At 46.0% G+C, this 12,495-nt stretch carries 10 protein-coding genes; 7 read left to right on the top strand and 3 right to left on the bottom strand.

Annotated features, from left to right (window positions below; translation table 11 throughout):
* Nucleotides 1-46: 46 nt before the first annotated feature.
* The 6 genes from GKS34_RS12665 (at nucleotide 47) to panB (ending at nucleotide 5,028) form a co-directional block, all read left to right on the top strand.
* The gene (locus tag GKS34_RS12665; RefSeq protein ID WP_163385194.1) at nucleotides 47-535 is read left to right on the top strand and encodes a cytidine deaminase; all 489 of its coding nucleotides are present in this window, start codon (nucleotides 47-49) and stop codon (nucleotides 533-535) included.
* The gene (locus tag GKS34_RS12660; RefSeq protein ID WP_163385193.1) at nucleotides 535-1,182 is read left to right on the top strand and encodes an alpha/beta hydrolase; all 648 of its coding nucleotides are present in this window, start codon (nucleotides 535-537) and stop codon (nucleotides 1,180-1,182) included. Before GKS34_RS12665 ends, GKS34_RS12660 begins: the two co-directional genes overlap by 1 nt.
* 100 nt (nucleotides 1,183-1,282) lie before the next feature.
* Complete coding sequence (locus GKS34_RS12655) at nucleotides 1,283-2,542, top strand: 3-deoxy-D-manno-octulosonic acid transferase (protein ID WP_163385192.1); 1,260 nt, start codon at nucleotides 1,283-1,285, stop codon at nucleotides 2,540-2,542.
* Between the two features lie 120 nt (nucleotides 2,543-2,662).
* Nucleotides 2,663-3,589 carry a ribosome small subunit-dependent GTPase A gene (rsgA, locus tag GKS34_RS12650; protein WP_163385191.1) on the top strand — a complete coding sequence of 309 codons (927 nt, stop codon included), beginning with the start codon at nucleotides 2,663-2,665 and terminating at the stop codon, nucleotides 3,587-3,589.
* A gap of 108 nt (nucleotides 3,590-3,697) precedes the next feature.
* Nucleotides 3,698-4,204 (top strand): phosphoribosyltransferase family protein, encoded by a 507-nt coding sequence (locus GKS34_RS12645; RefSeq protein ID WP_163385281.1) that lies wholly within the window; start codon nucleotides 3,698-3,700, stop codon nucleotides 4,202-4,204.
* A 2-nt stretch (nucleotides 4,205-4,206) separates the two neighbouring features.
* A complete protein-coding gene (gene panB / locus GKS34_RS12640; protein WP_163385190.1) occupies nucleotides 4,207-5,028 on the top strand; it encodes a 3-methyl-2-oxobutanoate hydroxymethyltransferase in 822 nt (273 codons plus the stop codon).
* On the opposite strand, the gene GKS34_RS12635 is transcribed toward panB, so the two are convergent.
* The 3 genes from GKS34_RS12635 to GKS34_RS12625 all read right to left on the bottom strand — a co-directional run bounded on the left by GKS34_RS12635 (nucleotide 5,022) and on the right by GKS34_RS12625 (nucleotide 10,551).
* Nucleotides 5,022-7,673 carry a PVC-type heme-binding CxxCH protein gene (locus tag GKS34_RS12635; protein ID WP_240459288.1) on the bottom strand — a complete coding sequence of 884 codons (2,652 nt, stop codon included), beginning with the start codon at nucleotides 7,671-7,673 and terminating at the stop codon, nucleotides 5,022-5,024. The two genes, panB and GKS34_RS12635, sit on opposite strands and share 7 nt — an antisense overlap.
* A 69-nt stretch (nucleotides 7,674-7,742) precedes the next feature.
* A complete protein-coding gene (locus GKS34_RS12630; RefSeq protein ID WP_163385189.1) occupies nucleotides 7,743-8,660 on the bottom strand; it encodes a sugar phosphate isomerase/epimerase family protein in 918 nt (305 codons plus the stop codon).
* Between the two features lie 709 nt (nucleotides 8,661-9,369).
* Nucleotides 9,370-10,551, bottom strand: a complete 1,182-nt coding sequence (locus GKS34_RS12625) for an ATP-binding protein (protein WP_163385188.1) — start codon at nucleotides 10,549-10,551, stop codon at nucleotides 9,370-9,372.
* Between the two features lie 690 nt (nucleotides 10,552-11,241).
* On the opposite strand from GKS34_RS12625, the gene GKS34_RS12620 reads away from it, so the two are divergent.
* A complete protein-coding gene (locus tag GKS34_RS12620; RefSeq protein ID WP_163385187.1) occupies nucleotides 11,242-12,357 on the top strand; it encodes a Fic family protein in 1,116 nt (371 codons plus the stop codon).
* Nucleotides 12,358-12,495 lie beyond the last annotated feature (138 nt).

Below are 12,495 nucleotides of genomic sequence, written 5' to 3'. Positions count from 1 at the left end.
TTATAAATTTAACCGTATGTTTAACTATTGAAATCTAGGAATACACATGGAAGAAAACAGGAAAATCATCAGTACCAGCAGCCTTGAAATTGTACCAGTAGAGAAGCTGGATGCCGTTCGCCTAAATCTCCTCCAACTTGCCAGCAATGCGACAGACTTAGCCTATGCACCCTACTCCAATTTCCGGGTGGGTGCGGCTGTAATCTTGGAAGACGGGCAAACCTTTTGGGCAAACAATCAGGAAAATATTTGTTTTCCAGTAGGAGTCTGTGCGGAAAGGATCCTTCTCGGATACACTCATGCCAATTTTCCTGATTTAAAACCGGAGATTCTGGTCATTACAGCCAAAAAGTCGGATAACAGCGCCTCAGCCACCGTGACACCCTGTGGGCTTTGCCGGCAAAGTATCAGTGAGTACGAACGAAAGTTTAACGCGCCTATAGAAATCCTGATGAACCGGCCGGATGGAACACTCCTTCGCGCTAACAGTATACAGGACTTATTGCCCTATCAATTTGAAGATCTAAACAAATAATGGTTTCCCGGCACCTGTCCTACACCCATCGGCACATATATTATTTGAGTCACCCGCCTACAGGAAAAGAAACCAGCCTTTGGATAGTTTTTCATGGCTATGGGCAACTGGCCTATTATTTTCTGCGGAAGTTTGGTTCTCTTGATACCGAAGACCGTATGATCGTAGCACCTGAAGGGCTTAACCGGCATTATTTGAAGGGATTTTCCGGTCGGGTAGGTGCCAACTGGATGACCAAACACGAACGAGAACCAGATATTGCCAATACCAACGAATACCTCAATACCATGCTGACTGAAATTCGGAAGCAGCTTCCCGATATAGAAGTAGTCCATACACTCGGTTTTTCACAGGGTGCCGCCACCATGAGTCGATGGATTTGTCAGATGGATTTTCCGCTGGACAAAGTAATTTTCTGGGGAGGAGCCCCTGCCTACGACTTGGATTCAGTTTTGCTTCAGCGTAGGTTGGCAGGCAGCAGGGTAATGGCTGCTTTAGGGGAGGAAGACCCTTTTCTTTCCACGGAAAATTTTCAGGAACAATACTCCCGGTTGACAGAAGCAGGGATCCGCGATTTACGCCTCTTCCATTATCCGGGGGGACATGAATTGGAGGCCACCTTGCTCAAAGAACTATTTTTGATGTAATTTTACGTCATGAAATCGAGCATGACGTATCCGTCACACACCGGGATGATTATCAAGCATGCGAGATTCCATCTGACCGCTGAAAAAAAAATATAAACAGATGAAATTGGTATACAACCTGAGCATGCACTTGCTGGACTTTGTCATGAAAATCGGAAGTCGGGGGTCGGTGAAACTCAAAAAGGCGGTTGATGGAAGGAAAGGCATTTTTGAATCACTCAGGGACTTTCGAAAAAAACACCCCAGCCCCCTGGTCTGGTTTCATGTGGCATCTCTCGGCGAATACGAACAGGCCAAACCGGTTATCGCTGCGTTCAAGGAAAAATATCCCCTCTGGGCGGTCGCCGTTTCATTTTTCAGCCCCTCCGGTTACGAGCAGGTAATCAAAAAAAAACAACCCTGGGTGGATTATTTTACCTACATCCCTATAGACAAAGCCTCACATGCCAAAAAATTTGTGAATATGCTTGCTCCCGACCTGGTCGTCTTTATCAAATACGATCTCTGGGCAAATCACCTCTTAGAGGTAAAAAGACGAAAGATTCCCAGCTTTCTGGTGGCTGCTTCCTTCAGGAAGGAACAGGTTTACTTTTCCTGGTACGGCAGCTTTTTCCGAAAGATACTCTTTTGCTTCCATCATATTTTTACCCAAAATGCGGCTTCCATTGGCTTGCTGGAGCAAATTGGATATAAAAATGCCACTCAAACCGGAGATCCCCGATTTGACAATGTGGCAGCCATCAGCCTGCGTCCAAAATCCTTTCCGGCTATCCGGGAAAGCATCCGGCAACCCGTCATGGTTCTGGGGAGCGTTTGGCAGGAGGACATGGACCTGCTCATCCCTTGGATTAACCAATCCGAAGACCTACAGTTCATCATTGCCCCACACGACCTTCATACAGGAACCATTCAGAAATGGCAACAAGCCATTCAAAAGACCTCCCTAACCTATTCAGAATTCGAGAGCAGGGAGGACTCCCGGGAATGGCAAGTCCTGATAATTGATAATATTGGCATGCTTTCCTCCCTTTATCAATTTGCCCGCTGGGCGTATGTGGGAGGCGCATTTGGTAAAGGGCTACACAATATTCTGGAGCCACTGGCCTTTGGTATCCCTGTTTTGTTTGGCCAGGTAAAGCGAGCCTCCAAATTTCCGGAAGCAGCTATCAGTCAACAGTACGGCTGTGGCTTTGCTGTTAAAAATAAGGAGGATTTGTTCGATGCCATGAACCATTTGAGCCAAATTACAAAGTATAATCAGGCCCGTCAGGCCGCTAAAAAATTGCTCCGGGACAATTTGGGCAGCGCAGAGAAGACCATAGCCATAATAAAAAACGAACATGTAATCGAGCATGACTAGAACGTCACACAGTGGGATGATTATAAAGCATGCGAGATTCTCCCGATTAAAGATCGGCATAGGCTATCCCGACCTTCGGTGCGGGACAGGTAATGACCGTTGAAAAAAAAATATAAACAGATGAAAGGAAGGGTAATTAAAACGACAGGCTCCTGGTACGAAGTTCAAACCACTGAGGGACTGCTGAAGGCACGGTTGCGAGGAAAGTTCAAGCAGGAAGACCTGAAGCTGACCAACCCCATTGCGGTGGGCGATTATGTGGAGCTTGCCAAGGAAAAAGATCAGGAAACGGCCGTCATTTCCAACATCCTTCTTCGGGAAAACTATATTATACGCAAATCTACCCGGAAGCAACATTTTTCGCATATATTGGCGTCCAATGTGGATCAGGCCTACCTGATGGTAACTGTCCGAAATCCCCGGACTTCTCTGGGATTCATCGACCGTTTTTTGGTTAGCACTGAGAGTTTTCGGATACCCGCCAGTATTCTGATCAATAAAGTAGAAACCCTTTCGAAAGAAAAAGATTTGGAATACAAAGCACTAATCCGGGAAATATACGAACCCCTGGGCTACCCGGTGTTGGAGCTTTCCGCGCTCAACGATACAAACCTGACCGAACGATTCCTCCCCCTACTGGAAAAGAAGACCACCTTGATTGCCGGCCATTCGGGAGTAGGCAAATCCACGTTGCTAAACAGGTTGGTGCCAGCGGCCAGCCAGGTCACACAGGAAGTTTCCAAATTCTCATCAAAAGGGGTACATACGACCACCTTTGCCGAAATGTTTTCCTTGGGCAAAGACAAGGGTTACCTGATCGATACGCCGGGAATCAAGGAGTTTGGAATTCTGGACATCGGGGAGCAAGAACTGTCTCATTATTTTGTAGAAATGAGAGCCTATTTGGGGCAATGTAAATACAACAACTGCACCCATGTAAACGAACCGGGATGCAAGGTCATTGAGCAGCTGGAACAGGGATATATCCATCCGTACCGGTACGAAAGTTATCTAAAAATACTAGACGAAGAAGACAGCCATCGATAGGTAAGGTCTCCTGGCGGAAAAGGCAGGGAAAACCAGTATTTTAGGCCATTGTTTTGAAAGCAGGGTCTTTTCGGTTAATTTCATTAAAATTTTGAAAAGGGCATGGAAATGACGCAACAAGGAAAAACGATGGTTTTGAACCATCGGCAGATCCAACAAAAGATTACCCGAATGGCATTTGAGATTTACGAAAGAAATGCCGGGGAACAGGACCTGGTAGTGGCTGGCATGACCGGAATGGGCTACGTACTTGCCGAGCGGGTGGTGGAAAAACTCCGTGAAATCGCTCCCTTTAGCCTCCAATTAATTAAGATAGACCTGGACAAATCCCATCCAAAACTCCACGAGATTCATCTTTCAGAACAAGTCCCCTTGGCCGGCGCATCTATAATTCTGGTGGACGATGTATTAAACACCGGCAAAACGCTGGCCTATGCCATGGTCCCGTTTTTGGAAGCTGGAATCAAGAAAATGGAAGTACTTGTCCTGGTAAACCGAAGTCACAAGTTGTATCCCGTCGCTCCGGATTACACCGGTTTTGAGTTGGCCACTACGCTGAGCGAACACATTACCGTAGATTTAAATTCAGAAGCCTCCACCGTTCACCTACACTAAAAATGTCAGTACACCAATCTACCCACCTGAAACGAATCACTACCCACATTCTTCAGGAGATGAAAAAGCGGCACGAAAAGATTTCCATGCTAACCGCGTATGATTTTTCCATGGCCGGAATAGTGGATGCTGCCGGCATTGACATGATACTGGTAGGCGACTCGGCTTCAAACGTGATGGCGGGACATGAAACCACCCTGCCCATTACCCTGGATCAGATGATTTACCATGCCACCGCTGTTGTCAGAGCAGTGGAAAGAGCGCTGGTCGTGGTGGACATTCCCTTTGGCTCCTACCAGGGAAACAGTTCTGAGGCGCTCCGATCCGCTATCCGGATCATGAAGGAGTCCGGTGCCCACGCCGTCAAGGTAGAAGGCGGTGCAGAAATCAAAGAATCCGTAGTCCGGATTTTAAGTGCCGGTGTACCGGTTATGGGTCATTTGGGCCTCACCCCACAGTCGATTTATAAATTTGGTACCTATACCGTCCGGGCCAGGGAAAAGGAGGAAGCCGGTAAACTTTTGGAAGATGCCAAAATTCTGGAGGAATGCGGCTGTTTTGCGCTGGTATTGGAAAAAATTCCTGCTAAGCTTGCCAAAAAAGTAGCGGAAACAATATCTATCCCCGTTATCGGCATTGGAGCGGGGCAGGACGTAGACGGGCAGGTATTGGTACTGCACGACATGTTGGGCATCACTCAAGAATTTCAGCCTCGTTTTCTCAGGCAATACGCCGATATTCGCTCTACGATGTTGGAAGCCGTTGGAAATTACATACAAGACGTGAAGTCCGGTGATTTTCCAAACGAGAAAGAAAGCTATTGACTCTCCAGGTAAGCCAGCAAGTCTTTCAGGTCCTGGTTGGTCAGCCGCTGCGCAAGGCCTTCAGGCATCAGTGAGTTTTCGGACATCCCATAATCTGCGATGTCATCTTTTTCCACCTGTACAAAACCCGCTGCCTGGGTATAGAGCTTGATATCATCATAGCCCACATCTATTTGCCGGCCTTCATGTCGGGTGCCGCCTTTCATTTCAATGTACCAACCTTGCCACTCCGGGCTCATTTCTTGGGATGGCAAAATAATAGAGCTAATAAGAGCGCTACGATCTTTAGACTTTCCAACATTGCTCAAATCAGGGCCAAGATCACCTCCTCGGCCATCTATGGCATGGCACGTGGAGCAAAGGGAAGTGTTAGAGTAAAAAATCCTTCGCCCCCTATCCGGGTCAGCGGGTCCTTCCAGTAGGGATTCCCACTGAGCTATTTCTCTGGAATCGGGTCGCTCTCCAGAATCCTGATAGAGGGCCAACATCAATTGCTGTCGCAGAGCTTCACTGTCACAGCTGCTTCCATCATTCAAGACCCGCTCCATGGCAAGCTTTACGGCTTCTTCTCCACTTTTGGCCCGAAGATACCTTGCCGCAGCAATCGCAAGGTTTTCATTGGAAACTTCCAATAAAGGAATTATCTCTTTCCAAACCTCATCAGGCTGCCGGGACAGTGCTGACAAGCATTCTGCCCGTATATTGATGGGCCTATTTGTTGATAAACTGACTTGAAGCAAAGCGTTGGCTACTTCTTTATCGGGCACATCGGCCAAGGTATGGATGATTTCCAAAAGGACTTCCTCTTCCTTTTCCCGGTCCAAAAATTCCAGGAGAAGGTCCTTTTCGGCAGACGGGTTTTCCAAATATTTTAGCGCATATCCCCTCATCTGAGTAGGCTTGGAAGGGTCCCTGACGATATCAACGATGAAGTTGTCCGGCAATTTTAAAGGGATCCGCTTGGAGACTTCCTCCTCTTTGTTTTCGAATGCCACCCGGAATTCCGGCTCCAACAATTTTACCGTTTCCAGATAGGTTTCGAATAACGTTGTATTGAAATCTCCGACTACCAGCGCCTTCTCCAAATTTTCCCTTTGTGTTAGCAGCCCACGACTGCCTATCCATATCAGGGCCATGTTTCGGATTTCAGGATCAGAATCTTCCAAAAATTTTCCGGAAAGTGCTCCCTCCTTTGGGTGATTGGAACGCCGAAGTGCCAGTAGCACTCCCAATCGTATGGCAGGGGATTCGCCGTTTATCGCTTCTTCGAGGTTTTCCCAATGCCTCTCATTGCTTAAAGCCATCACCGCCGCATGTTTTACAAAGGGATCATCGGACCTAAGTTGCTCCAATAGCTGGTCAAAATCACTGGTGGCGGATAGAATTTCCTGAAATTTTTCAACGTTTTTGTTGGGTTTGGGGAAATCATATTGGTACCTGCGCTCCACTAGATCCCTATTTTCTTTAGCTGAAAGTTTCCATATTTTCCCTTTTCCATGGTTGGGATAAACCCGCTCCACCCAATCTGTAAAATAAATGGCACCCTCACTATCGCTGGCGAAAGCCACCGGCCTAAAATCCTCTCCACCCTGTAAAATCACTTCCGTAGATCCGGTTACCGACAGGCCTTTTTCCTCCAGAGCAATGCGGACGATGCTGCTCTCTTCCCAGATGGAGCAAAGCATTTGGTCATTATAATCCCGGGGTAGTCTGGCCAGGTTGGCATTCAGGAGTCCTGACGGTGATTCACCCAAAGGAACAGCATAGGGTAGGGTTCCGGGCAATTCACCATTCCAGGCCAGGTAGGGGTGGATGCCGCTGCCACCAAAAAACGATTGGTAACCAAAGTCGGAGCCTTTTACCGCATGTACCAGTCGATTGGGACCACGGCTGTCGGGATCGTTGTCGGCTACCAGCAAGCGACCGTAGTTATCAAACTTCAGGTCAAAGGGATTCCAGTATCCGGTAGAAAATATTTCCAGCTCCGATCCATCGGTTCTGGCCCGAATTATATTGCCTCCGTCTCCATAACCTTCGACTTGACTGCCATCGCTTCCCTCTACAATCCAATGTGCTGCTCCGGTATTTCCCCTTCCTATATACATCCAGCCTTCGGTATCGAAGGTAATGCTCAATATGGCAGCATGGGCATAGACCTGTTTGGGTTGGGTAAAGGCCATCAACTTTTCGCGCCTTTCGCTGATTCCATCCCCATCTTCATCATAAAATTTCCAAATCTCTTTGGAGGTAACCACATACAAATTCCCTTCCGGAGAAAAAGCGATATTCAAACCTTCAAACAATCCTTCTGCAAAGACGGACTCCTTGTCCCAGGTCCCGTCTCCATCACTGTCCTCATACACTTTAATGATATCGTAGTCGGGGCCTTCATAGTCCTTTGGAGGTAAATGTGTGTTGGATTCAAGCACGTAGACGCGGTCCTGCGTATCCACGGCAATGCCAATAGGCGTGACAATATCCGGATGCTGCTTCATCAGTGTCAATTCCAACCGCTCGTCCAAAACGGTGACCCCGCCGACAACCACAGGATCCGTTTCCTCCCGACTATTTTTGCAGGAAAAAATGCTGGTTATCAATAAAATAAAGCACAAAAATCTAAATTGGGTTGATGGTATAAATCGCATGCTTTTAACCTTTGTATTCGAGGTATTTTTTGTCTCACTATGAAATAGTAACCGGCTTAGCTATAAAAATCACTTCTGGTATTTCTCAAATAAACGGTAGGCACGGGTCAAATCTGCCACCAAGGTGTCTTGATTTAATGGTGGAGCCATCTCTACCAACAAGTAGCCTTCATAGCCATAGTCCAGCATTTTCTGAATCACCCCATCGTTGTCGGTTACTCCTTCTCCAAAATTGACCACTTTGTGAATGCCCATTCTTTCGGTGTCTTTGATATCGATGTGCAGGATCTTTTCGTGAAAGGTGTCCACTACTTCCATCAGCTCCACGTTGGAACCATTGAAGTGCGCATTGTCCATGCAGATGCCCACATGGGAAGAATCCGTCTCCTCGAAAATCCGTTCGTAATCTTCAATAAACTCAATGTTATTGTTGGCATGGTTTTCCAGTAGGAGCAGCACATCCATTTCTTCGGCCGCAGGGGCCAATTCACGAACGATTTCCACTACTGCCTCAGTCCCGCCTGCTTTCCCTCGGCCCGATCCTGTACATTTGACCCGACGGCAACCGAGTTTCTTCGCCGCTTCCATCAGCCACAGTTTGTGGGCAACGTCCTTTACGATGTTTCCCTCCGCCCCAAAACTACTGCCCTGTACACAAATGGGTCTCAGGCCATTCTGATCGCAGCGTTCTTTTATACTGCTGATGCCTGAAGGGGTAAGGTTACGGCCATACCAGCAGTTGAACTCTACATTTTTAAAAGGGAGTTGGGGAATGATTTCAAAGGCTTTTACAAAGTTTTCGTCCCCAAAACCGTCACAGGTGATCGTGGCAATGGCCAATTCCACTTTTTTTGATTGGCTTGTTGAATGCCGGGAATTTGCCAGCGATTCTGCCTGAAAAGATGCCAGGCCTGCTACTCCCAGACCCGCTTTTTTAAGAAAATTACGCCGGTCATGCGTCGAATCCTGAAGGTTTAAGTGTTTCATGATCTACTTTTTATCGTCTCCTAAAGTACTAAAAATTCAAATCAGGAGAAGTATTTTGCAGCATAAATCCTTTATGGTCTATTATTTTGGGTTAATTGGAAGCAGGATCAAGCCTATAGCTCTTTCCTACTAGACTGGGTGAGTTTGCAATTACATCCCTATTTTCCATTGACGTACGGAATCTGAGCCATCAGCAAAGCCGGGTCCCTTGGACAGGGCGTTTAGAAAATCATTCCTGGAAACGTGTGTGTTTAGCCACTGCAAATGGCTTTCGGGCGGATCTAAACTGTTTGTGATCCCGAAGATAGGAGGGTGAAGTGACATACTTCACCCAGCACCAGTCTTCACCCAGTCTCTATTCTTTTCCCAGGTCTGGATGTAGATTGCATCTACATCCCTTTTATCCAATTATTTATGCGAATGAGGCATTTGCAATGCCGGCTCCCATGGATATACAGCTAATAAAACCATTTCTTGAAGTGTACACGTTTAGCCATTGCAAATGGCTTTTGGCCGGTTCCTAAATGTTTATGGCTCCGAAGATAGTGCCTCCACCCCTTTTTTAATCTGTGTTAATCTGCGTAATCTGTGGTGCACCTTCTTTTTTCACCACGGATTCACACCGATTTTCACAGATTTTTAGCTCCCCAAATTGACCTCTCTTCTATGCGAATCTGTGCTGCGATCCTATTTGCAGGCAGGGATTCTCCTAGTACAACATACCAAATAACCAAAGGGGGATTCTCCGATTACTCCCCCCGGCTATATCTAATGCCAGGTAAGACTGGGGGACTCCCTGAAGCTGTTCGCTGGTCTTGGAAGCTCCGCCCACCTCAAATATATAGGTATCATCGACCATAAAATCGCCATACCTGGGAGCCGTCACCGAATGAACTGCTGTTAGTTGATTGAGGAAAAACGTTTCACGTACGTTACCTATATTGGCTATCGTCGGAGAAAAGAGGTAAATAAAGTTGGGGTTTTGCAAATAGATCTTTTCCGGCTTTTGAAGGTAACTTACCCCTTTGGTAAAAGATCGCAATAGGATCAGTATTTGAGCCTGGTTCAATATGTCCAGAAGTCTTAAGACGGTATTCCGCGGAGTCTCCAGTTTTTGGGACAATTTCTGGATGTTGGGAGTGAAAGGGACGCTTTCGCTCAAGACGAAAAGCAGCTTTTTCAATAGTCGTGTCGTAGCATGCTGCAGTTCCTCAAAAGGTGCAATATCTGTATCAATGACCAATTGGATGGTTTGCTGCAATTTTTGATGGTAGGCCTTTTTGGATTCTAAAAAATAAGGGAAATAGCCGAAACTAAGGTAATCCCGGAAATCTGAATGGAAATCAAAGGTGTCCAGAAGTTCAGGTGCCAATACATGGTGCTGGTTTATAACCTCTTCCAGACCTAGTATTGGCAAATCCGTGTTTTTCTCAAAATTAAGGTATTCCCTGAAGGACAATCCATGTAGGTGATAGACCGATGCTCTTCTGGAAAGATCCGCATTTCCCCTGGAGATATCAAGAATGGAAGAACCTGTCGCAACTACCTGAATGTCCTCGTAGTCGTCATAAAGCTGCTTGAGATCTTTTGACCACCAACGGTACCGGTGAACTTCGTCCAATAGGAAAATGCGGTACCCCATAGCGTAAAGGGATGCTACAGCTTCTATTAATCGATGGGTTTCGAAATAAAAATCATCGAGACTTAAATAAATACCTTTCTCCTGGATAGCAGAGAGGTATTGCAAAAGAAGGGTTGTTTTGCCAGAACCCCTGTAGCCAAGAACAATGACCAGTTTTTGCTCCCAATCAATTTGTCCATAGAGGTATCTTCTTTTTTTCCCTTTGACGAAACTGGCTTTACGCTCAGATTTTCGAATCAGACTTTCCATAGAATGATTTTTACAAAATGTAAAATTACAAAATAGTTTTTATAAAAAGCAATATAAAATAATGCTACCTGAAAAAAGTATTTTGGGAAGTCTGTGGATAAGCTCTTGAAGGTTTCTACCTCGTTTGTCCTATTCAGATCGTGAAAATCTTCCTCGGGCGGCGTTTTTCTATTGCAGCGAATCTGTGGTATCGGTAGCGCACTTTTTCACCACGGATTCTAACAGATTTTTTCTCTTTTAAGCCTGAGCTGGGTGTAGGCGTCTAAATCCCTTTTATCCTTTTATTTACGCCAGTGAGGCATTTGCAATGCCGGGTCCATGGTCAGAACGTTAGGAAAATCATTCCTGAAAGCGAGTGCGTTTAGCCATTGCAAATGGCTTTGGGCGGTTCCTAATTGTTTATGACTCCAAAGATAGTACCGCCACCCCTGCTTTAATCTGTGTTAATCTGAGTAATCTGTGGTGCATCCTTTTTTTCACCACGGATTCACACCGATTTTCTCAGGTCTTTATAGACACCAAAATTGACCTATCCTCTAATAATTACGCTGTGCGAATCTGTGTTATCTGCGATGCAACTTTTTTCACCATTGATGTACATCGATTTATTTCTATTTTTGAGCCGAATGAGCTTTTTATTCACCTCATATTTTTATTATATTTGAGCCAAATAACGAAAATAATCGGCTCATGCGGTATAATTGGCAACTAAAGGACTGGCCCCGTTTTCACTATCGTTTACTCGAAGTAGAACCACTGCTCTTTAAGTTTTCCGAAAAAGCAGGTCATGTCAGTGGCCTTTTGAAGGGTTTGCCTAAAGAAACGCAAAATGACGCCATTATTGATCTGATGGTATCCGAGGCCATTAAAACATCGGAGATTGAAGGCGAATATTTGAGCCGGCAGGACGTTGTTTCCTCTATTCGTAATCAGCTGGGTTTGGGACAGCAGCAGGTGAATGATTTGCGGGCACAAGGTGCAGCCGCACTGATGGTGGATGTGCGCAATACGTTTCACGAAGCCTTAACGGAAGAGAAACTTTTCTCCTGGCATCGGATGATTATGAAAGGCAGTAAAGGTATCACCGTTGGTGATTGGAGATCTCATGAAGAGCCAATGCTGGTTGTATCCGGAGCTTTAGGAAAAGAAAAAATTCACTTTGAGGCCCCACCGTCCAGTATTGTACCCAAGGAAATGGCCGGTTTTATCAATTGGTTTAATGAAACTGGACCAGGGAGCAAAAAAGAAATAAAACAGCCCGTGGTGCGTGCTGCCATCGCTCATTTATACTTCGAAACCATTCATCCTTTTGAGGATGGAAATGGCCGCATCGGCCGTGCCTTATCAGAAAAAGCCTTGTCTCAGTACCTCAAGCGACCTGTTCTTTTAAGTCTTTCGCAGGCGATAGAAGCGAACAAAAGAGAATATTACGACGCCTTACAGAAAGCACAGCGATCCAATGAAGTGACATCCTGGATTTCCTACTTCCTGTCTATGGCAATGCAGGCGCAGGAGCAGGCGGAAAAGTTAATTGATTTCACCCTAAAGAAAACACGGTTTTTTGATCGGTATACCCCTCTCCTAAATGAAAGGCAGCTAAAAGTAGTACGTCGGATGTTAGAAGAAGGACCAAAGGGATTTGAAGGAGGCATGAGTGCCCGGAAATATACGGCCCTTACCAGGACATCAAAAGCCACTGCTACAAGAGATTTACAGGATTTGGCCGAAAAACGGGTCTTTCTTTCCACCGGAGGAGGCAGAAGCACAAAGTATTCGCTTAACCTGAATGATTCCGGGGAATGGTGAATGCACAAAAAATCAACCTGGTATCCATTAACAAACGAAATCTGAGGCATTTGCAATGCCGGATCTTATCGGAAAGCTATAATGATTTCGTTCTCTAAAACGGTCAGGTTTAGCCATTTCAAATGGCTTTCGGGCGGT

It is taken from the genome of Cyclobacterium jeungdonense, from assembly GCF_010994275.1.
Taxonomy (GTDB): domain Bacteria; phylum Bacteroidota; class Bacteroidia; order Cytophagales; family Cyclobacteriaceae; genus Cyclobacterium; species Cyclobacterium jeungdonense.
This window is presented reverse-complemented; position numbering and strand designations above follow the sequence as displayed.

Coding starts and splice junctions, on each gene's coding strand:
- GKS34_RS12665 (WP_163385194.1), top strand. CDS start 47: ATGGAAGAAAACAGGAAAATCATCAGTACCAGCAGCCTTGAAATTGTA.
- GKS34_RS12660 (WP_163385193.1), top strand. CDS start 535: ATGGTTTCCCGGCACCTGTCCTACACCCATCGGCACATATATTATTTG.
- GKS34_RS12655 (WP_163385192.1), top strand. CDS start 1,283: ATGAAATTGGTATACAACCTGAGCATGCACTTGCTGGACTTTGTCATG.
- rsgA (WP_163385191.1), top strand. CDS start 2,663: ATGAAAGGAAGGGTAATTAAAACGACAGGCTCCTGGTACGAAGTTCAA.
- GKS34_RS12645 (WP_163385281.1), top strand. CDS start 3,698: ATGACGCAACAAGGAAAAACGATGGTTTTGAACCATCGGCAGATCCAA.
- panB (WP_163385190.1), top strand. CDS start 4,207: ATGTCAGTACACCAATCTACCCACCTGAAACGAATCACTACCCACATT.
- GKS34_RS12635 (WP_240459288.1), bottom strand. CDS start 7,673: ATGCGATTTATACCATCAACCCAATTTAGATTTTTGTGCTTTATTTTA.
- GKS34_RS12630 (WP_163385189.1), bottom strand. CDS start 8,660: ATGAAACACTTAAACCTTCAGGATTCGACGCATGACCGGCGTAATTTT.
- GKS34_RS12625 (WP_163385188.1), bottom strand. CDS start 10,551: ATGGAAAGTCTGATTCGAAAATCTGAGCGTAAAGCCAGTTTCGTCAAA.
- GKS34_RS12620 (WP_163385187.1), top strand. CDS start 11,242: ATGCGGTATAATTGGCAACTAAAGGACTGGCCCCGTTTTCACTATCGT.